We start from the raw sequence: 21,989 nt of genomic DNA on the forward strand, positions 1-21,989 counted from the left end.
CTTGTCTAGTTTTTAGATGATTATTACTGTAACCGGAGGCTTCGTGATGAAGCTTCCGGCTTTTTTATGTAAAATAACCTTCATTTATACCTGCCTTTAGCCACAAAATGCGTATTTTCGCAAAAAATATCTTGAAATGAAAAAATTACTATTCTTTCTTTTCACTCTTGTTGTGCTGGCAAGCGGCTGCGGCAAGAAAAATACATTCACCTTAGAAGGAAGCATTAAAGGACTCCCTTCAGACACTATATTAGTATTTTATCAAGAGCCCGATTACAAGCTAGATACCATACTCCTCTCAAAAGGCAAATTCACTTACACTATTACCCCTGACACATTTACTATCTTTTCATTACTATTAGGAGAAAAACAAATCTTGCCGATATATGCTGATAAAGGAGAAAGTGTCACCCTAAACGGAATGGTCGGAGAGATAGAGGTTAAAGGAAAGGGAGAAAACGCACAACTGGCAAAACATATCCAGTATCTTAACACATTAGAAAATAACAAAACTGCCGTTATGGCTGCTGTGGATTCATTAATTAAAACCAATCCACACTCGTATAGCAATATCTATCTGATAGACAAATATTATGTACAGGACTCGCTTCCTGACTATAACCACATAGATCAACTGATAAAAGGATTAAGCGGTATCATAAAAGACACACCTTATATTATAGATCTCCAGAATAAATTAAGTGAGAAAAAAGAACTGACAGATCATCGCTACGTTTCCAACATCTCGTGCACGGACAGAGAAGGAAAGACCATCAACTGGAACAGCGTAAAAGGGAAATATGTCCTTTTGGATTTTTGGGCAAGCTGGAACAAAGAAAGCATTGCCACACAAGATTCTTTAGTACCCGTACAAAAGGCATTGAAAAAAAATAAGTTTGTTATTATCAGCCTCTCCCTTGACTTGGACAAAAAGGAATGGATGGAGAAAATCATTCAAAGAGACACCACACAATGGAAACAAGTTTGCGATTTCAAAGGCTGGGACAATTCCATTGTCAAACAGCAAGGCATAACCCGGATTCCTGCCAATATACTTATAGGTCCTGACAAGCGGGTCATCACGCAAGATATACGAGGCAAAGAACTGATAGACAAAGTGAAACAGCTGATAGAACAAGATAAAGAGAAAGAAAAAGCCGCCAAAGAGGCAGAACGTACTCGAAAGAGACAAAATAAAAAATAAAAGAATGCTGGTAAAAGTCTATGGAGCAGCCGTTCAAGGTATCGACGCTACCATTGTAACTATTGAAGTAAATAGTTCACGAGGTATAAAATTCTTCCTTGTCGGTCTGCCGGACTCGGCCGTGAAAGAAAGTCATGAACGTATTATTTCCGCTTTACAGGTAAACGGATATAAATTCCCTACTTGTCAGATTGTAGTGAATATGGCCCCTGCTGACATACGTAAAGAGGGGTCTGCATACGATCTTCCGCTAGCAATCGGAATATTGGCCGCTACCCAAATCGTATCGGAAGAAAAACTTTCACGCTATCTTATTATCGGAGAACTTAGCCTAGATGGAAGCCTGCAACCCGTCAAAGGAGCTCTCTCCATAGCTATCAGTGCCCGAGAACAAGGTTTTGAAGGATTCATACTTCCCAAACAAAATGCGCGAGAAGCTGCTGTAGTAAACAATCTGAAAGTATATGGCGTAGAAAATATCAAAGAGGTCATCGAATTTTTCAATAATGAACGCAATCTGGAGCCTAGCATCGTCAATACACGGGAAGAATTCTATGAAAACCAAAGTAGCTTTCCATACGATTTTGCTGATGTAAAAGGACAAGAAAGTGTAAAACGCGCATTGGAAGTAGCCGCGTCTGGAGGACACAACTTGATTATGATCGGTTCACCCGGAAGTGGAAAGTCCATGATGGCAAAGTGTATGCCAAGCATTCTCCCTCCCCTGTCATTGGGTGAAAGTCTGGAAACGACTAAAATACATTCAATAGCAGGAAAATTAGGAAAAGACAGCTCACTGATTGCTATTCGGCCTTTCCGTAGTCCCCATCATACAATCTCGCAAGTAGCAATGGTAGGTGGCGGCACCAATCCCCAACCGGGAGAAATCAGTCTGGCCCACAACGGTTTGCTCTTTCTAGACGAGTTGCCGGAATTTAATAGAAGTGTACTTGAAGTACTTCGCCAACCCCTAGAGGACAGGTATATATCCATCTCACGAGCTAAATACAGTCTAGATTATCCGGCCAGTTTCATGCTGGTAGCTAGTATGAATCCCTGTCCATGCGGATATTATAATCATCCCACACGAGCTTGCGTCTGTAATCCTGGACAAGTGCAACGGTACCTGAACCGTATCTCCGGTCCTTTACTGGACCGCATAGATATCCAAATAGAAATAGTTCCGGTTCCATTCGAGAAAATGGCAGAACAACATCATGCAGAAAGTAGTGCAAGCATACGCAAACGGGTTATCAAGGCCCGGGAAATACAAGCTCAACGTTTTGCTAACCATCCGGGTATTTACTGCAACGCACAAATGGAAGCCGGATTACTCCATCTGTATGCTCAACCCAATGAAGCAGGGCTAAAATTATTACAAACTGCCATGACACGCCTCAACCTGTCGGCACGCGCATATGGTCGTATTCTAAAAGTAGCACGTACCATTGCCGATCTGGACAACAGCGAACACATTACTTCCATCCACCTGGCAGAAGCGATAAGCTATAGAAATCTTGATAGAGAAGACTGGGCCGGCTAGTTTAGCTGCCGGGCTCAGTTTCCTTTGCATGATAAATGACCTGCATCAATGAATCCAGTTCAATGTAATTTGCAAGTATATCCTCTTCTTCATCGGTCATTTCCCAATCTTTATTCTCACTCTTTTTAGAGAAAAGTACATTCAAAATGAATTTATACCACGCATTCATGATTCTTTCAATCTAAGGTTTTCATCAAAAACAGAATAAGAAAAGTTTAGTTCATTAATCTTCCCTATTTTTCTCTTTTTTCGATAGCTTTATCGAACCTTTAGGAGAGAACTCAAATTTTCCTACATACCAATGTCCACCCTCTTCCAACTTCTTTTGATTCATATCTTTGATTAAAACAGAATCTGATTTAAATGCACCACCATTTTCTTCGCCGTCTATATCATTAAAATAGACTTTCTGTTCATTAATTCCACCTATACTCAAGTCTTCGGTCTTGAATTCTCCTTTTTCATCTGTATAAATTGTATCGGCAGGGAAAACGCCATTATTCCAATCTTGCCTTACGATTACCTGAATGTTTTTCAAAGGCTCATCCTTATCCGAAGTCACTGTACCTTTCACTAAGAATTTGCTATAAGGAGTACCATATTCACATCGTATCTCCCAATTCTCATCTTCATTACTGCAAGAAGCGAATCCAAGTAAAACCAACGCTCCGGACAATAACCGATGTACTGTCATTTTCTTTTTCATGTTCATAATCCCTAATAGTTTAAAGTCAGTTTTTATGTTATTTATCTTCTTTAGAAAGTTTTATTTCCATGTTGTATTCATAAGTACCTAAATACCAGTTTCCGTCTCCTTTCTTTATTTGTTTACTTTCCATATCCTTCATACAGACAGAATCCGATTTAAAAGTTCCTCCATTTGCCTCACCATCTATATCATTAAATATCAATTTCTTCGTATCGACCCATCCGTCTCTCATCATCTGTGAAACAAACTCACCTCCAGAATCTGTATAAATAGTATCATTCATCCGGACCAACTCCCCTTCTTCATCATTATAATATGCATTCTCATTTTTTACAATTACCTGAATGTCTTTCAAAGCCTTTCCGTCATCAGATATCACCTTACCTCTTACCCAGAAATCCATAGTAGGAGTTCCATATTCCACTGAGGTTTCAGCACAAGCAGCAAAACCCAATAAAGCCAGCACACCGCATAAGCTCTGCTCCAATACTTTCTTCTGTTTCATCTTCTTCATTCCTTTCTTTTTTATGGTGTTTGCAATCTTTTTAAATGACAGAACAATAAATCTCCATTTTCATCGCGCAGGTGCATGCCATTCCCTTTACAGAAACGAAAATATTTACAATCAGCACATTCATCTTTTTTCATCCATTCTCGGTCACGGTAAGGTTTGAATCTATGATTCCATACTTCCATAAAATCATTCTCATAAATATTTCCCTGGTGATAATCGGCACGAATACTGGGACAAGCAGAAATCGCTCCATCAATAAGAACTGAGCCGACCGATATTCCCGCCCGGCAAGCGAAGAAAGTATCGCGCACTTCAGCCTCATAATTACCTAGAAATCCCTCACAACCGTAACTTACATGGATCCGTCCTTCCTTACGGCTCTTCCTAATAAATTCCATTACTCCTCTGAACTCCTCATTAGACAATTGAAGTTCAGGATCTTTGGCTGCACGCCCTACCGGGAATATAGTAAAAAGCCGCCAACCTTTTACCCCCAAACTTATCAAGAAGTCTTTCAACTCCTCCAAACGCATATAACTATGCTTATTTACACAAGTAACCACATCAAAAACAAAATCAGGAACCTGTACCATCAACTTGATCGCTTCAACAGCCCGTTCAAAACTTTGCGGGTTGCCCCGCATCCAGTTATGATCCGTCGCAAAACCGTCAAGACTGACCGTAGCCGTATGCAATCCGGCATCCAACAGCCCATTCAATCGTTCACGAGTCATATATAGTCCATTAGTTACCATTCCCCAAGGAAACCCTCTTTCATAAATAGCACGCCCACACTCTTCCAGATCCTTCCTCATCAAGGGTTCCCCACCAGTAATAATCACAAAGATTTTATGCGGATCATTTTGAGCTGAGACACTATCCAACACCCGAAGAAAATCTTCCTTCGGCATATCAGGATGACCAGCGATCTTTTTACAATCACTGCCACAATGTCGACAATGCAAATTACAACGAAGAGTACATTCCCAAAATAGTTGCTTCAACTGATGCTCTTCCGTACGCTCATTTTCCAACCGCCGGAATATTTCAAGACCCATCCGACGACGAATAGACAAAGGGGCATTTATATTCATGTGTTTTTCCTTTTTTATATTAAATGCAAAGAAGTGCAAATCACTGCATCACAATATAACATTTTTTGCAATTTCCCAGCTTCCGGCAAAGCCCCCGAATAACAATATCTTATAATAAGTATGGTCTGTCAGAAATTTTAAAGGAGAAATATTTCTGATTATTCCATATACTTACTAAAAATCACTAACTTTGCACGTTACTGGTAGAAATAACAAAAAAAGACATCATACAATGGAAAATAAATTCAAAAGAACCACCGTCACATCCGCTTTGCCTTACGCAAACGGTCCGGTACATATTGGTCATCTGGCAGGTGTATATGTTCCTGCTGATATCTACGTGCGCTATCTCCGCCTGAAGAAAGAAGATGTTCTTTTCATCGGAGGCTCTGACGAACACGGAGTACCTATCACCATTCGTGCAAAGAAAGAAGGTATTACTCCGCAAGATGTGGTGGACCGCTATCATACCTTGATAAAAGAATCATTCAAAGAATTTGGAATTTCATTCGATATATACTCTCGTACTACATCAAAAACACACCACGAACTAGCTTCCGAATTCTTCAAAACCCTGTATGATAAAAGTGAGTTCATTGAAAAGACCTCCATGCAATATTATGACGAAGAAGCCCATCAGTTCCTGGCCGACCGTTATATTATCGGTGAATGTCCTCACTGCCATGCAGAAGGAGCCTACGGTGACCAATGCGAGAAGTGCGGAACATCTCTTTCTCCAACCGACCTGATCAATCCGAAAAGTGCTATCAGTGGCAGCCAACCTGTGATGCGTGAAACTAAACACTGGTATCTGCCATTGGACAAACACGAAGGATGGCTGCGTGAATGGATTCTTGAGAATCATAAAGAATGGCGCCCTAATGTATACGGACAATGTAAAAGCTGGTTGGATATGGGCTTGCAACCTCGTGCGGTAAGCCGTGACTTGGATTGGGGAATCCCTGTTCCTGTAGAAGGTGCTGAAGGAAAAGTACTTTACGTATGGTTTGATGCCCCCATCGGCTATATTTCAAATACAAAAGAATTACTTCCCGACAGTTGGGAAACTTGGTGGAAAGATCCAGAAACCCGTTTGATTCACTTCATCGGAAAAGACAATATTGTATTCCACTGCATTGTTTTCCCTGCTATGCTGAAAGCAGAAGGAAGCTATATCTTACCGGATAACGTACCTAGCAATGAATTCCTGAACCTGGAAGGTGACAAGATTTCCACTTCACGCAACTGGGCAGTATGGTTGCATGAATATTTGCAGGACTTCCCCGGCAAACAGGATGTATTGCGCTATGTATTGACAGCCAATGCCCCCGAGACAAAAGACAACGATTTTACCTGGAAAGATTTTCAAGCACGTAACAACAATGAGTTGGTAGCTGTTTATGGTAACTTTGTAAACCGTGCTTTAGTGCTGACTCATAAATATTTCGATGGGAAAGTTCCAGTTTGCGGTGAATTGACCGATTACGATAAAGAAACATTAAAAGAATTTGCAGACGTAAAGGCAGAAGTAGAAAAACTATTGGATGTATTCAAATTCCGCGATGCACAAAAAGAGGCAATGAACCTGGCACGTATCGGTAATAAATACTTAGCTGATACAGAACCCTGGAAACTGGTAAAGACTGATATGGACCGTGTAGCCACCATTCTTAACATAGCATTGCAACTAGTTGCCAATCTGGCAATTGCTTTCGAACCCTTCCTGCCTTTCAGCAGCGAAAAGCTCCGCCAAATGCTGAATATGGAAACATTTGAATGGGACCAACTGGGACGTACCGATCTGCTGGCAGAAGGGCATCAATTGAATAAAGCAGAACTGTTGTTCGAAAAGATCGAAGATGAAACCATTCAAGCACAAGTAGACAAACTGTTGGCTACCAAAAAAGCAAACGAGGCTGCCAGCTATAAAGCTAACCCGATAAAACCGATAATTGCTTTCGAAGAATTTGAAAAGCTAGATATCCGTGTAGGTACCGTATTAGAATGTGAAGTAGTGCCTAAAATGAAAAAACTGCTGAAATTCAAGATTGCTGACGGACTGGAGAACCGTACCATCGTCAGCGGTATCGCGCAACATTATAAACCGGAAGAACTGATAGGCAAACAAGTTTTATTCATTGCCAACTTTGCTCCGCGCCAATTCAAGAATGGACTGGTGAGCGAAGGCATGATTCTAAGTGCTGAAAACTTTGACGGCACCTTAGCAGTGACCTCATTATTAAGGGAGGTAAAGCCGGGCAGTGAAGTGAAATAATATACACCCAAATACAGAAAAGGCTGAAAGCAACTGAAACGTCCGCTTTCAGCCTGACTATTTTATAATCTATCTATAAAAATGGCAGAACAATCCTTGAAAGAAAAAACAGCAAAAGGCCTCTTTTGGGGTGGACTAAGCAACGGAGTACAGCAGCTGCTGAATCTTTTTTTCGGGATATTCCTATCACGCATTCTGAATGCCGAAGATTATGGCATGGTGGGAATGCTATCCATCTTCTCTCTTATTGCAGGTTCCTTACAGGAAAGTGGGTTCACGGCAGCCCTAGCTAACAAACGGGAGATCTCCCACAAAGACTATAATGCCGTATTCTGGTTCAGTACCGGACTAAGTGCCTGTCTCTACCTCATTTTGTTCCTTTGCGCCCCACTCATTGCCGAATTCTATCATACTCCCGAACTGACAGCTTTGGCACGATACACTTTCCTCGGTTTCTTTGTAGCCAGTTTGGGTATTGCCCACAGTGCTTACCTGTTCCGCAACTTAATGGTCAAGCAAAAGGCAATGGCGGTCACTATCGGATTAACTGCCTCAGGAACTATCGGTATAACTATGGCCTGCTTGGGATTTGCCTATTGGGGCATAGCCACACAAAGCATTGTTTATGTAGGAACTATTAATATCTGTTATTGGTGCTTCTCACCCTGGCGACCTACACTTACTTTCGATTTCAAGCCTTTAAAAGGGATGCTTTCTTTCAGCAGCAAATTAGTAGTAACCAATATATTCAACCACATCAATAATAATATCTTTACCGTTATTCTTGGTAAATTCTATTCGGGACAAGAAGTAGGCTATTTTACTCAAGCTAATAAATGGAATTATATGGGACATTCATTAATTTCAGGAACAGTCAACAGTGTGGCCCAACCTGTACTTTCCAGTTTATCGGATGAAAGGGAACGCCAACAACGCGCTTTCCGGAAGATGCTCCGCTTCACTGCCTTTATTTCTTTCCCGGCTATGTTAGGATTATCATTAATCGCACCCGAACTGATTATGCTGACTATTACGGACAAATGGTTGCCCAGTGCCTCCATCCTACAGTTGCTCTGCATCGGTGGCGCATTCATCCCCATAACCAATTTGTATTCCAACCTAGTTATCAGCAAAGGAAAATCGGATATCTACATGTGGAATACCATCAGTTTAGGCATTATCCAGTTAACAACCATGCTCCTGCTTTATCCATACGGTGTACATACCATGATTATAGTGTATGTATCCATCAATATCTGCTGGCTGTTTGTATGGCACTATTTTGTATGGCAACAAATACGGCTCAACTTGTTCGCAGCACTGAAAGACATCCTTCCGTTTGCCTTCATAGCTACTGCGGTAATGGCAGCTACCTATTATGTCACTATCGGCTTTGCCAATCTGTATTTATTAATGGCAAGCAAGATTATCATAGCCGGCACACTCTACACAGCCATCCTGTGGTTGAGCGGCTCTGTCACTTTTAAAGAGAGTTTACACTATATAATCAAGAAATAATGGCTGCTACACGTCACTCCGGATTAGAATGTTTACGAATTATCAGTATCATACTGATTGTATCCATGCATATTCTAGGGAATACCTTCCACACCAGTAATTTGCTGAACAAAGAATTCATACTATTTGTCAATACATTGGGAAACACAGGAGTAACTTTATTCATTCTGATCTCAGGCTATTTCGGAATCCGTTTCAATACACATAAATTTTTCAAGATGCTGGTTGTCGTATGGTTTTATTCCATCGTTTCTTATCTGATCGAAACAATATGGCTTCACACTCCGCATACCTGGACAGGACTAGCCTCCTCATTGATACCGATACTTAGCAAAAAATACTGGTTTATGACCTGCTATGTAGTGCTTTATTGTTTCTCACCCTATTTAAACCGACTGGTTCAAAACCTCTCACAAAAAAGTTATGAACAACTACTGTTACTATGGGGATTCTTTTTTATATTTGCCCCGACAATCCTGTTTTTTGAAATTCAAAATGACACAGGTAAGGGAATTATCAATGTCACACTAGCTTATCTCATAGGACAATATCTGAAGGTCTATGGTCTTCCGGAAAACATGAAACGACATAGCTGGGATATTTTATCAGGGAGCCTTGCCGGTATTTTTATACTGAATTCCCTGCTTACAGCAATGAGTGGAAATATCATACTGAGATTCGCCCGAGATAATAATCTACTGATTATCATCGCCTCTATCATGGTTTTCTACCAGTTCACCCGATGGCATTTTTCATCCCGCATCATCAATTACCTAGCAGGATACGTTTTTGCCTTATATATGCTTCAAGGACTTCTTATCCACTGTTTACAACCCTGGTATACCCCTTATGCAGACAGCAATCTACTTGTTCTGTATTTTATGGGAACACTTGTTTCTATCTGTCTGACAACACTTGTTATAGAATGGAGCAGACGGCTGCTATTAGGAAAAATAGAAAACAAATTAGCAGATGCAATGGAAAGAAGAGGAGCAAAAATTAAAATGTTTACAGATAATCATTAAAACAATTATTTATTTCCGCAACTCATAATTTCAAAATCTCCAATGGAGTCCCTCCTATCTGAGCTGCCATATCCGAAAATGAACTCTGAAAAGAACCATATATTTTTTGTGTACGGGCCAATGTGTACATATCCGTGATACCCTCCCTTATTCCCTCCAAAGATCCACGGTCTGCCTTTTTTCCGGAACAGAATATCCGGTCACCATAACGCTCTTTCATCTCCCGCTTCACCTCTTCCGAATCTGTAGCCAAATAGATAGCCACCTTATCGTCCTCTTTTATCTCCTCATCCAGTTTCTGATAGAATAACTCGATAGGGCTTTGCCGGATAGAAGCCAGATTATCTGTACGACGGATATGCATACCAATCATGGTATCCGAAAAATTCCGACAACGGTTTTCCACCTCTTCCATAACCTCTTCTACCGGAACAAATAACCGACTGATCCATACATAATCATAAGGTTGAAAAGCGGTATATGATGCCATATAAACACAGCTACCTTCTTTAACCCACCGTTCAAAATCAAAATGCCGATTACATAAAGGAGTAATAGAACGCTCGTACAGGCAAGACTTGAAAAACAGTTTCTGAAACAAAAGCGGGAAATGAAAATTCCTGGAACGAGGTCTGTCCAACAATGCATAATCCAACTGCGAAGCATCCCGCAAACAGGCAATCTTCCTGTCCACAGGTTTGAACAATTGGCTAAACGGTGCATTTAGCGCCCAATCCTGAAACCAAACGATACTTAAATCACTATCACTCTTCGCTGCCAGTGCCACGGCCGAAGCCACCGCACGCATACGGTTAGCCAGTCCTCCTACCGGTACAAATGTAATTTTACCCATTCTCATTAAATTTTAAGGCAAATATAAACAACATTGCTTATAAATGCTAATTAATTACTACTTTTGCATAGTCCCCCGATAAACAAAAGAAATGAGAAAAAATATCGCAATCGTATTAGCAGGAGGTATAGGCAGCCGCTTAGGTCTGTCCACTCCCAAGCAATTCTTTAAAGTAGCGGGCAAAATGGTAGTCGAGCATACAATAGATGCTTTCGAAAGCAATCCGCACATCGATGAAATTGCCATTGTTTCCAATCCTTTTTATATTGCTGACTTTGAGTCCATCATTATCAAGAATGGATGGAAAAAAGTGAAGAAGATTCTGAAAGGCGGTCAGGAAAGATTTCATTCCAGCCTTTCGGCTATCAAAGCTTACGAAGGCAGCGATGTCAACCTGATTTTCCATGATGCTGTACGTCCATTGGTCAGCCAACGTATTCTAAATGATGTCATCAAAGCATTGGAAACATATGCAGCTATTGATGTCGCCATGCCTGCCACTGACACCATTATCGAAGTAGATGGAGATTTCATTCATCAGATTCCCGACCGGTCCAAACTAAAACGGGGGCAGACTCCACAAGCTTTTCATTTGGAAACCATCAGCCACGCTTATGAAATCGCCTTGAAAGACGAACATTTCAAAGTTACCGATGACTGTGGGGTTGTTGTAAAATATTTACCCGATGTACCTGTATATGTAGTTACAGGCGAGGAAAGCAACATGAAGCTGACCTATAAAGAAGATACCTACCTATTGGACAAATTCTTCCAGTTACGTAAAAGTGAGCTGAATGAAATTCCATTGAATGAAAGCCAACTGAAAGGCAAAGTAGCCGTCATCTTCGGTGGAAGCTATGGAATAGGAGAACATACAGCCCGTATGCTACAGGAGAAACAAGCAAAAGTATTCTGTTTTTCCCGAAGCATGAACGGTGTGGATGTAGGCAAAAAGGAACAAGTGGCCGATGCTCTAAAAAAAGTATTCTTACAAACCCACAGAATAGACTATATCATCAACACGGCTGGCGTCCTCAACAAAGAGCCTTTGATGAGTTCGGACTATCAAACGATATACAATGCGGTGAGCACCAACTATATGGGAACTATCAACGTAGCGATGGAGGCGTACGCCTATTTAAAAGAAAGCAAAGGGAAATTAGTTTTCTTCACCTCCAGTTCCTATACTCGCGGCAGAGCTTTCTACAGCATCTATTCCTCTACGAAAGCGGCCATTGTAAACTTTGTACAAGCTATCGCACAAGAATGGGAACCGTTTGGCATTGCTGTTAATTGCATCAACCCCGAACGTACCAAAACTCCCATGCGCGTAAAAAACTTCGGAACAGAACCTGAGAACACCCTATTATCAGCAGAAAAGGTCGCAATTGCCACCATACAGTCATTGGTTTCCGAATTTACAGGACAAGTAATTGATGTAAAAAGAAATGAAGTATGAAAAATGAATTTCTATCTACCTATGTAGCCAATAACCTGCGAGCCTGCCAACTGAAGCAACTCTCCATATTAGAAGAAATGGACCGTATTTGCCAAAAGCACCACCTGACCTACTGGCTGGACGGAGGTACATTATTGGGAGCCGTGCGCCACGGAGGATTCATCCCTTGGGATGATGATATAGATATAGGAATGCCATTGGCCGATATGCAAAAATTCATAGAAGTAGCTCCTGACGAACTATCCGAAGGGTTATTCCTCCAAACCCCACAAAGTGATCCTTCAAGCAAGGAACCGATTATAAAAGTGAGGGACTTGAACTCTCTGTATGTAGAATTCGGCGATAATTTTAATGCGGATTATCAAAAGGGGCTTTTTGTAGATATATTCCCATTTATTGATTACCCCAGCATACCCAAATCATGGGTAAAGAAGCTAACCAAAGGAATCTCCAAAAGCTATTCCATTCTGCATACGCAACATTATTATTCTCTACGTGCCTTCGCAGAATTCTTTTACTTCGGCACAAAATACTGGCTGTTCAAAGGAATATGGAATCTGCTTGGTCTGCTCTACAAAAAAGATACTTATCTTTCCAATGTTCTGATAAACAATGGATACGGTATCATGCACCGCAAAGACTCTGTATTTCCCATATCAGAAATAATTTTTGAAGGGAAACCATTCAAGGCACCTGCCAACCCAGATGCTTACCTGAAAGATTTATATAAGAATTACATGGACATTCCTCCCAAAGACAAACAGAAAATCCATGCCATTTATATTCACCCCGAATTGATAAAGAAACCATGAAACCGTTCCTTGTAGATGTACCCGTACTCATTTTGTTCTTCAACCGCCCGCAACAACTATCACAAGTGTTTGAACAAGTCAGGAATGCCCGTCCCTCCAAGCTTTTCCTCTATCAGGACGGACCACGTGGCGAACACGACCTGCCCGGTATAAAAGCATGTCGTGAAGTGACAGATCAGATAGACTGGGATTGCAAAGTCCATCGCATGTATCAGGAGAAGAACTATGGTTGCGACCCTTCGGAATACATCTCACAAAAATGGGCTTTTTCTATGGTTGACAAATGTATCGTATTGGAAGATGACGATGTGCCTTCCGTTTCTTTTTTCACATTCTGTAAAGAAATGTTAGACAAATACGAGCAAGACACCCGTATCACCATGATTGCAGGTTTCAATAACGAAGAGATTACTCCGGATGTACCATACGATTATTTCTTTGCCTCCACCTTCTCGATTTGGGGATGGGCCAGTTGGAGAAGGGTCATCGACCAATGGGACGAGCATTATACTTTTCTAGAGGATAAGTTCAATATGCAACAACTGGAGCAGCTCATTAAAGAACGGAAATTCCGCAAAGACTTTATCTACATGTGCCATCGCCATAAAGAAAACAACAAAGCCTATTATGAAACCATCTTCCACGCTTCCATGCTTTTCAACTCGGGACTGGCTATCGTACCTACCCGCAACATGATTAACAATTTGGGAGTCACAGCAGATTCCACCCATTTTGCCGGTTCTGTTCATACACTGCCCAAAGGATACCGCCGCATCTTCACCATGAAACGGTATGAAGTAGAATTTCCTCTCAAGCATCCCCGTTATGTCATTGAGAATGTAGCTTATAAAAAAGCCGTCTACCGCATCATGGGGTGGGGACATCCCTGGATTAAGATAGGACGTTCTTTCGAAGAATTATTTCTGAACCTGCGATACGGCAATTTTTCCATCATTACTAAAGCAATAAAAAACAGAATTAACAAATGGCTGAAAAGAGACCAACACCGGTAAAACCACTCACTATTTATTTTTATCACACCCGGTTAACCCGTGAAAGTTACGAGGAATGGAAAGATTATAAGTTTCCGGGACACATTCTCTACGGACTTCCTTTGCTGGAAAAATATGGCATCCGGTCGGTAATGCATAAATACAAAGCTTTCCCCGGCCGTCTAAGACTGATGCTCTATGCCACTAAAGAGATTCTGTGCTGCAAAGAGCCATACGAAGTACTCTACGGTACATCTTTCCGTGGACTGGAGCTAATTATCCTGCTCAGAGCATTAGGATTCTACCGCAAACCCATCGTCATTTGGCATCACACTGCCTTAAAAACTTCATCCGGAAAAATAAGAGAACATATCTCACGTTTCTTTTATAAAGGCATTGACCATATGTTCCTATTCAGTAAAAAATTGATTAAAGACTCATTAGCGACCGGGAAAGCTCCCGAAGAAAAGCTTCAGCTTATCCATTGGGGACCGGATCTCGCTTTCTATGACCATATTCTACAAGTAATGCCAGATCGGAAACCAGAAGGCTTTATCTCCACCGGGAAAGAAAACCGGGATGTAAACACTATGCTGCAAGCTTTCTGCGCCACCGAACAACAACTGGACTTGTACATCGCCCCCACCAATGGAAGTGTAAACTACCAACAGATTATTGAAAGCTTTTGTCTACCCGATTCTGTACAAGTACACTATACGGACGGTGTCATCCCATACTTATTGGCACAGAAAGTGGCACGAAAAAGCTGTGTTGTCATCTGCTGTATGGATTTTCCTTATACCGTAGGCCTTACCACATTGGTAGAAGCCTTTGCATTAGGCATCCCTGTCATTTGCTCACGTAATCCCAATTTTGAAATGGATATAGACAAAGAAGAAATAGGAATTACCGTAGCCTATAATGACGTGGAAGGCTGGATCAACGCCATTCATCGCATAGCCGACCATCCCGAAGAAGCCCAAAAGATGGGCGCCAACGCCCGAAAGTTGGCAGAAAAACGTTTCAATTTGGAAATCTTTTCCCATGAAATAGCAGAAAGCTTACTGGAAATATCTAAGATGTCCTCTAAAAAACGTACATTTGCATAAACTTTTATGCACATGAGAGTACTTATCATCAATACGTCTGAGCGAATAGGTGGAGCCGCCATTGCAGCCAACCGCCTCATGGAGGCTTTAAAAAACAACGGAATAAAGGCAAAAATGCTTGTACGTGACAAGCAGACCGACCAGATAAGTGTCGTTGAACTAAAGAAATCATGGTGGAAAGTATGGCAATTCATCTGGGAACGTGTCGTTATCTGGCAAGCCAACCACTTCAAGAAACATAACTTGTTTGCCGTTGACATAGCCAATACCGGCACCAATATCACAGTATTGCCCGAATTTACCCAGGCCGACGTCATTCATCTGCACTGGATTAACCAAGGTATGTTGTCACTGACAGATATCCGGCGTATCATCCAATCCGGCAAACCCATCGTTTGGACAATGCATGATATGTGGCCTTTTACCGGTATCTGCCATTATGCAGGAGATTGCGATAAATATGCCACACAATGCCACAACTGTCCGCAACTTTACAAAGGAAGCAGAAAAGACATAGCCTACCGTACTTTCCAGAAAAAGAAAAAACTGTTTGAAGGAGCACAAATCACCTTTGTAGCTTGTAGCCGCTGGTTAGAATCATTGGCTAAGAAAAGTGATCTGATTAAAGGTCAGACCATTACCAATATTCCCAATGCAATCAACACCAACCTGTTCAAACCTCGTGATAAAAAACAGGCCAGAGAAAAATGCCATCTTCCGCAAGACAAGAAGTTATTGCTTTTCGGCTCCGTAAAAATTACAGACAAGAGAAAAGGAATAGACTATCTGGTATCAGCTTGCAAACAAATTGCTTCCTCATATCCAGATTTTAGTAAAGAATTAGGTGTAGTGGTTTTTGGTAACCAAGCCGAACAATACACTTCCCTGTTTCCCTTCCCTATCTATCCGATGAATTATGTCAGCAACGAGAAGGAACTGGTAGATATCTACAATGCAGTCGACTTATACGTCACACCTTCTTTACAAGACAATCTACCCAATACCATCGTAGAAGCAATGGCCTGTGGTATTCCGTGCATAGGGTTCAATGTAGGAGGTATTCCACAAATGATTGACCACCTGCACAACGGTTATGTTGCCGAATATCAGTCTTCCAAGGATCTGGCAAACGGCATTCACTGGGCATTGACCGAAGGAGAATATGAAAGTCTGAGTGAGGAAGCCTGCCGTAAGGCAGTATCCAGTTATTCGGAAAGTACCATTGCCAAGAAATATGTTGAAATCTATAACAAGATTACAGGGAATCATGCATAACCATCATCCTCATCCCAAGTTTTCTATTATTACCGTCACCTACAATGCAGCAAAAGTGTTAGAGGATACTATACAAAGTATTGTTACACAAACTTATAAGAATCTGGAGTATATTATTGTGGACGGGGGATCAACAGATGAAACACTGGATATCATTCACAAATACCAGGAACATATCACCACTGTTATCAGTGAGCCCGACCAAGGTTTATACGATGCCATGAACAAAGGAATAAAATTGGCAACCGGAGATTATCTTTGTTTCTTGAATGCCGGTGATGGCCTGCACGAGGATGATACTTTGCTGCAAATGGTACATTCCATCAATGGAACAGCCCTGCCGGGAGTGCTATATGGAGAAACAGAAATAGTGGACAGTCAAGGGCATTTTTTATACATGCGCCGCCTGTCTGCACCCGCAACGCTTACCTGGAAAAGCTTCAAGCAAGGAATGTTGGTTTGCCATCAAGCCTTTTTCGCCCGCCGTGATCTGGTAGAGCCATACGACCTGCAATATCGGTTCTCGGCAGATTTTGACTGGTGTATCCGTATCATGAAGAAAGCGGATGTACTCCATAATACCCATCTTACTCTTATTGATTACCTGAATGAAGGAATGACCACCCGTAACCATAAAGCCTCCTTGAAAGAACGCTTCCGTATTATGAGCCGTCACTATGGATGGGCAAGCACAGTGACACACCACTTATGGTTCGTTCTGCGCCTGCTCTACAAATAATCCGGAAGTCTGACTAATAACGGGACTCAATCAATTTTCCTACGGGCCTTTCTGACCTGCAAGAACAAGAACAAGACCAACACACAGGCCAATACACCCAATGCCACAAAAGCCACCGTTTCCGTAACATGCAGCGATTTCGGGTCGAACTTAAATTCCACTACATGCTTTCCGGCCGGCACATTCATTGCCCGAAGAATATAATCCGCTCTTCCGTGCGGCGCTTCCACACCATCAATATATGCCTGCCAACCGGGATAGTAAATTTCCGAGAAAACCACTGTTCCTCCAGTTTTGGAATTAACCTCATATTTCAAGTCATTAGGTTCGTACGCAGTCAGTTTGATTGTACTCAGTGTATCTGTTTCAGCTGCCGATTTTACCTCCGCACTGAATTTTTTATCTACGACAGCCGTTTTTGCCGGGTCTATCCGATGCAAAGCGTCTATCTCTTCATTGGCATTGTCCACATACTGCACCTCGTTTACAAACCAAGCATTGCCCAGCGTATGAGGATTCCGTATTGGGACGGTCTTTCCACCTTGCAGCGGAAAAATAAAGTAACGGGTATTCAGCATATTCAACACAGGAAATCCGGACGGAGCCACCTTCTGCATATCACCTCCCGCCTCCGAAACAGCCTTGAACACGCCATTCATCTCGGTACTGATATGCTCCTCTATCATTTCCTGATAGCGGCGCAGTTTGGCGGCATGATATCCACCGATGCTCTTATGCCAATAAGAAGTCGTATTTTCATTAAACGTATTGCCGGCTAGGTTCAGTACCCGGAAATCCAACGTTTTATCGGCCAATATCGTCTTATCCGTTTCGGTCGGTTTAAAGGAATTATCCTGTTGTACCTTTTCCACAAACTGGTCATCATACAAATAACGTTTGTTCACACTCCACATATCTGCCAGACAGAGGACAGCCAATGCCAGAATCGTCACCTTCGCTTTCAGCTTGCCCATGCCATATAACCAAAGAACTGCCGTACCTATCATAATAATAAAGAAGCTGCGCCATGCATCCGAAGTAAAGACACTCCGACGGATTTCTTCTAGATTAGCAAGTAACGGAGCCAGCTGATCTGCCGGAATACCCTGCAATGCCTGCATTTCCATGCTTGAAACATACGACGGGAAAAAGAAACCGGGAGCCAATGCAAACAATAAAGCGATACCACCTGTCAATCCCAGACTGATATAAAACGACCGGGCCCGTTCCTTAACCAACTGAGGACGTGCCATTACCTCCTTTAAAGCAAGGACAGCCAACAGAGGTATGGTAAACTCAGCAATGACCAAAATGGAAGAAACCGCACGGAATTTATCGTACATCGGGATATAATCCAAAAAGAAATCAGTGAATCCCATAAAATTCTTTCCCCATGACAGCAGGACAGACAAAACAGTAGCACTCAAAAGCGCCCATTTCATAGGACCTTTCACTATAAACAGTCCAAGAATAAACAGAAACATTACAAACGCCCCCACGTATACAGGACCGGATGTACCGGGTTGCTCGCCCCAATACTGGCCTATCTGGCTATAGATGCTATTATACATAGGATTCGCCTTTTCCATCGCCTTTTCGTTAGCTGCTAAAGGTACGGAAGCGCCACCTTTCACATTAGGAACAAGCAAAGAGAAAGTCTCACCGATACCGTAACTCCACTGAGTGATATAATCTCGTTCCAGACCACTTTTAGTCTGATTATGACTATCCGGTTTCACCAGCTCACTCTTTCCACGCATCGTTTCCTTACTATACTCATACGTATGATATAAGTTGGATAGATTTATGCAAACTCCCAAAATACCGGCCATCAACAACACCCCAGTTGCTTTCAGAAATTGCGGCATTTCCTTCTTCTGCCAAGCATCCACTCCAAACGCAACCGCCATAAAGAGCATGACAAATAGAAAATAATAACTCATCTGCACATGGTTCGACACTATCTGCAAAGCAACAAAAACCGCTGTCAGCAAACCGCCTGACAAGTATTTTCCTCTATAAGCCAGTACCATACCGGCTATAGTGGGTGGAATATAGGCCAAGGTTACAAATTTCCAGATGTGTCCGGCAGCTATAATGATGAAAAAATAAGAAGAAAATGCCCACAACACAGCCCCCAATGAAGCCAGCCAGACCGAGAAATCGAATGCACGCAATAATATATAAAAGCCCAACAGCATGACAAATACATACCACACATAATTCGGGAGATACAAATGATACAACTTCTCTACTCCCTTCAGGGTATCCGTAGAATCATAACTGGGTGCCATCTGATAAGTAGGCATACCACCAAAAATCGAATTAGTCCAGCGCGTACGCTCTCCCGTACGTTCCAGATATTCTTTCGCTTCTTCACCAGCACCAATGCCCGCCACAGAGTCATGTTGTGAAAGGATACGCCCTTCTGTCACTGCCGGGAAAAAATAGACGAATGAGATGACAGCAAAGAGGATAATCACTACTATATCAGGTAGTATTCTTTTAAATAAGTTCATAAGTATATCTGTTTATTAACGTTGCAAAGTTACTACAAAAAAGTGAAATGCGGAAAGATATAGTGATAGAATTGAGTTACAAGGGTTTTGGTTGAAGTGGCGATAATCCGTGAAGCCATTACAATCCCTGCCGAAGCCAAATCCTGACGCCGCTACGTTACTTGTTCGTAACCATGCCCGAAAATGCGACAAACGGGTACGAATAGCGAAACAAGGCTCTAAGGAATAGTGAGTTATCCATAACTCATGCGAAAAATCAGGTTACGGAAAAAGATTGCGCCGTTCCTCCCCGTTTTGCGTACCAACACCGGACTCTTCACCAACTAATTTTGAAACCCAAAAATTAAGGACAATGAAGAGTACATTTTCAGTAATCTACTACCTCAAGCGTCAGGTAGTGAAAAAGGACGGGACAGTTCCCGTCATGGGACGCATCACGGTGGACGGCAGCCAGACACAGTTCAGCTGCAAACTGACTGTCGATCCGAAACTGTGGGACACCAAAGGTGGACGTGTCACGGGCAGAAGCACGGCGGCACTCGAAACGAACCGTATGCTTGACAAGATGCGGGTACGCATCAACAGGCATTATCAGGAAATCATGGAGCGTGACAACTTCGTCACGGCGGAGAAGGTGAAGAACGCCTTTCTCGGACTGGAACACCGCTACCACACGCTGATGCAGGTGTTCCGCCAGCACAACGAGGACTACGAGAAGCAGGTGGAGGCAGGCATGAAAGCCAAAGGCACGCTGCTGAAGTACCGCACCGTTTACAAGCACATGCAAGAGTTCCTCGACATCCGCTACCATGTGAAGGACATCGCCCTAAAAGAGCTTACCCCGGCTTTCATCTCCGACTTCGAGATGTTCCTGCGCACGGACAAGCACTGCTGCACCAATACCGTGTGGCTGTACGTCTGCCCGTTACGGACGATGGTATTCATCGCCATCAACAACGAGTGGCTGACGCGCGACCCGTTCCGCGAGTATGAAATCAAGAAGGAGGAAACAACACGCAGTTTCCTGACCAAAGATGAGATCCGCCTGCTGATGGAGGGGAAACTGAAAAACGCCAAACAGGAATTGTACCGCGACCTCTACCTGTTCTGCGCCTTCACGGGGCTGTCGTTCGCGGATATGCGCAACCTTACGGAAGAGAATATCCGCACCTACTTCGACGAACACGAGTGGATAAACATCAACCGCCAGAAAACGGGCGTGGTGTCCAACATCCGCCTGCTCGACATCGCCAACCGCATAATCGGCAAATACCGGGGACTGTGCGGGGACGGCAGGATATTTCCCGTTCCGCATTATAACACGTGCCTTGCCGGTATCCGTGCCGTCGCCAAGCGTTGCGGCATCACCAAGCATATCACGTGGCATCAGAGCCGCCACACGGCAGCCACGACGATATTCCTCTCCAACGGTGTTCCCATCGAAACGGTCAGCTCCATGCTCGGACACAAGAGCATAAAGACGACGCAGATTTACGCAAAGATAACCAAAGAGAAGCTCAATCAGGACATGGAGAACCTTGCCGCAAGATTGAACGGCGTCGAGGAATTTGCAGGTTGCACCATCTAAAAAGAAAAGCCATGAAACGTGACACAATCATCATCGAGGACAAGGCAGTCAGCGTAACCGGTAACGACGTGTGGATGACCGCCACCGAAATAGCCGGATTGTTCCATACGACCGTCCCGGCAGTGAACGCCGCCATCAGAGCCGTCCGCAAGTCGGACGTGCTGAACGACTACGAGGTGTGCCGCTACATGCAGCTTGAAAACGGGCTGCACGCGGACGTGTACGCCCTTGAAATCATCATCCCGGTCGCTTTCAGGGTGAATACCTACAACACCCACCTGTTCCGCACATGGCTGGTGGGAAAGGCACTCTCACAAGAGAAACGGCAGACATACGTGATGTTCATACAGAACGGAAAAGCCGGGTATTGCTGATTGCACATACCCCATAAGACAAGTAAACGGGTAGCACCACAAAAGGTGTCACCCGTTTACTTTTTCATGAAACCGCCTCACTCCAGCGGCTTGCGGTAGTTCGCTTCCAGTACCCCGCGCAGCCCCGTTTCCGGGTAAAGCACCTTCCCTCCCAAAAGTATGAAGGGCAACACGCGGTTGTTGCGGTATTCCTGCAAGGTGCGCCGGCTCACACGGAGCAGTTCCGACACCTCGCCGTCCGTCAGGTAACGTTCCCCGTCCAGCGGAGGACGGTAGCTTTCCAGAAATGCGGACAGCCATTTCGAGCCTTTGCGCATATCCTGCACCACAGAGGCTATCGGCTCGTCTTCCATCGTAAAAACATCGTTGTTCTCGTTCATCATAACT

At 43.0% G+C, this 21,989-nt stretch carries 20 protein-coding genes; 13 read left to right on the top strand and 7 right to left on the bottom strand.

Features of this window, described 5'->3' with window-relative positions; genetic code table 11:
* Window positions 1-136 precede the first annotated feature (136 nt).
* On the top strand, window positions 137-1,204 hold the full coding sequence (locus tag GKD17_RS20690) for a thioredoxin-like domain-containing protein (protein ID WP_007839137.1): 1,068 nt from the start codon (window positions 137-139) through the stop codon (window positions 1,202-1,204).
* A gap of 4 nt (window positions 1,205-1,208) precedes the next feature.
* On the top strand, window positions 1,209-2,747 hold the full coding sequence (locus GKD17_RS20695) for a YifB family Mg chelatase-like AAA ATPase (protein ID WP_007839138.1): 1,539 nt from the start codon (window positions 1,209-1,211) through the stop codon (window positions 2,745-2,747).
* Window position 2,748: 1 nt separating this feature from the next.
* Here the strand turns inward: GKD17_RS20695 and GKD17_RS20700 are convergent, their stop codons facing one another.
* From GKD17_RS20700 to GKD17_RS20715, 4 genes are read right to left on the bottom strand one after another with little or no spacing between them, the layout of a single operon-like run.
* A complete protein-coding gene (locus GKD17_RS20700) occupies window positions 2,749-2,916 on the bottom strand; it encodes a hypothetical protein (protein WP_007839139.1) in 168 nt (55 codons plus the stop codon).
* A gap of 54 nt (window positions 2,917-2,970) precedes the next feature.
* Complete coding sequence (locus GKD17_RS20705; RefSeq protein ID WP_007839140.1) at window positions 2,971-3,459, bottom strand: radical SAM-associated putative lipoprotein; 489 nt, start codon at window positions 3,457-3,459, stop codon at window positions 2,971-2,973.
* Between the two features lie 31 nt (window positions 3,460-3,490).
* On the bottom strand, window positions 3,491-3,970 hold the full coding sequence (locus tag GKD17_RS20710) for a radical SAM-associated putative lipoprotein (protein ID WP_007839141.1): 480 nt from the start codon (window positions 3,968-3,970) through the stop codon (window positions 3,491-3,493).
* A gap of 11 nt (window positions 3,971-3,981) precedes the next feature.
* Window positions 3,982-5,064 carry a TIGR04133 family radical SAM/SPASM protein gene (locus tag GKD17_RS20715; RefSeq protein ID WP_007841322.1) on the bottom strand — a complete coding sequence of 361 codons (1,083 nt, stop codon included), beginning with the start codon at window positions 5,062-5,064 and terminating at the stop codon, window positions 3,982-3,984.
* 232 nt (window positions 5,065-5,296) lie between these two features.
* Between GKD17_RS20715 and metG the strand changes: the two genes are divergently transcribed.
* The 3 genes from metG to GKD17_RS20730 all read left to right on the top strand — a co-directional run bounded on the left by metG (window position 5,297) and on the right by GKD17_RS20730 (window position 9,882).
* Entirely contained in the window at window positions 5,297-7,339 is a 2,043-nt protein-coding gene (gene metG, locus GKD17_RS20720) for a methionine--tRNA ligase (protein ID WP_007839146.1), read from the top strand.
* An 81-nt stretch (window positions 7,340-7,420) separates the two neighbouring features.
* Entirely contained in the window at window positions 7,421-8,857 is a 1,437-nt protein-coding gene (locus GKD17_RS20725; RefSeq protein WP_007839147.1) for a lipopolysaccharide biosynthesis protein, read from the top strand.
* Window positions 8,857-9,882, top strand: a complete 1,026-nt coding sequence (locus GKD17_RS20730) for an acyltransferase (protein ID WP_007839148.1) — start codon at window positions 8,857-8,859, stop codon at window positions 9,880-9,882. The genes GKD17_RS20725 and GKD17_RS20730 overlap by 1 nt, the downstream gene beginning before the upstream one ends.
* Window positions 9,883-9,904: 22 nt before the next feature.
* Here the strand turns inward: GKD17_RS20730 and GKD17_RS20735 are convergent, their stop codons facing one another.
* A complete protein-coding gene (locus tag GKD17_RS20735; protein ID WP_007841325.1) occupies window positions 9,905-10,735 on the bottom strand; it encodes an O-fucosyltransferase family protein in 831 nt (276 codons plus the stop codon).
* 91 nt (window positions 10,736-10,826) lie between these two features.
* Between GKD17_RS20735 and GKD17_RS20740 the strand changes: the two genes are divergently transcribed.
* Genes GKD17_RS20740 through GKD17_RS20765 form a run of 6 tightly spaced genes read left to right on the top strand, consistent with a single transcriptional unit; the run spans window position 10,827 to window position 17,121 of the window.
* Window positions 10,827-12,194 carry a bifunctional cytidylyltransferase/SDR family oxidoreductase gene (locus GKD17_RS20740; RefSeq protein WP_007839150.1) on the top strand — a complete coding sequence of 456 codons (1,368 nt, stop codon included), beginning with the start codon at window positions 10,827-10,829 and terminating at the stop codon, window positions 12,192-12,194.
* Entirely contained in the window at window positions 12,191-13,006 is an 816-nt protein-coding gene (locus tag GKD17_RS20745) for a LicD family protein (RefSeq protein WP_007839151.1), read from the top strand. Before GKD17_RS20740 ends, GKD17_RS20745 begins: the two co-directional genes overlap by 4 nt.
* Window positions 13,003-14,019, top strand: a complete 1,017-nt coding sequence (locus GKD17_RS20750) for a hypothetical protein (protein WP_007839153.1) — start codon at window positions 13,003-13,005, stop codon at window positions 14,017-14,019. The genes GKD17_RS20745 and GKD17_RS20750 overlap by 4 nt, the downstream gene beginning before the upstream one ends.
* Window positions 13,992-15,107: a glycosyltransferase family 4 protein gene (locus GKD17_RS20755; RefSeq protein WP_007839155.1), complete on the top strand. Its 1,116-nt coding sequence runs from the start codon at window positions 13,992-13,994 to the stop codon at window positions 15,105-15,107. The genes GKD17_RS20750 and GKD17_RS20755 overlap by 28 nt, the downstream gene beginning before the upstream one ends.
* 12 nt (window positions 15,108-15,119) lie before the next feature.
* Window positions 15,120-16,382 (top strand): glycosyltransferase family 4 protein, encoded by a 1,263-nt coding sequence (locus tag GKD17_RS20760; RefSeq protein WP_007841327.1) that lies wholly within the window; start codon window positions 15,120-15,122, stop codon window positions 16,380-16,382.
* A complete protein-coding gene (locus GKD17_RS20765; protein ID WP_007839159.1) occupies window positions 16,375-17,121 on the top strand; it encodes a glycosyltransferase family 2 protein in 747 nt (248 codons plus the stop codon). The genes GKD17_RS20760 and GKD17_RS20765 overlap by 8 nt, the downstream gene beginning before the upstream one ends.
* A gap of 26 nt (window positions 17,122-17,147) precedes the next feature.
* On the opposite strand, the gene GKD17_RS20770 is transcribed toward GKD17_RS20765, so the two are convergent.
* Complete coding sequence (locus GKD17_RS20770; protein ID WP_007839161.1) at window positions 17,148-19,640, bottom strand: YfhO family protein; 2,493 nt, start codon at window positions 19,638-19,640, stop codon at window positions 17,148-17,150.
* Between the two features lie 352 nt (window positions 19,641-19,992).
* Here GKD17_RS20770 and GKD17_RS20775 point away from each other — a divergent pair, with 352 nt between their 5' ends.
* Window positions 19,993-21,228 (top strand): site-specific integrase, encoded by a 1,236-nt coding sequence (locus GKD17_RS20775; protein ID WP_004291422.1) that lies wholly within the window; start codon window positions 19,993-19,995, stop codon window positions 21,226-21,228.
* 11 nt (window positions 21,229-21,239) lie between these two features.
* Window positions 21,240-21,602, top strand: a complete 363-nt coding sequence (locus tag GKD17_RS20780; protein ID WP_004291423.1) for a hypothetical protein — start codon at window positions 21,240-21,242, stop codon at window positions 21,600-21,602.
* Between the two features lie 77 nt (window positions 21,603-21,679).
* Here GKD17_RS20780 and GKD17_RS20785 read toward each other — a convergent pair whose 3' ends face one another.
* Window positions 21,680-21,985: a helix-turn-helix domain-containing protein gene (locus tag GKD17_RS20785; RefSeq protein WP_004291424.1), complete on the bottom strand. Its 306-nt coding sequence runs from the start codon at window positions 21,983-21,985 to the stop codon at window positions 21,680-21,682.
* Window positions 21,986-21,989 lie beyond the last annotated feature (4 nt).

Origin of the sequence: Phocaeicola dorei, assembly GCF_013009555.1 — a bacterium.
Classification (GTDB): Bacteria; Bacteroidota; Bacteroidia; order Bacteroidales; family Bacteroidaceae; genus Phocaeicola; species Phocaeicola dorei.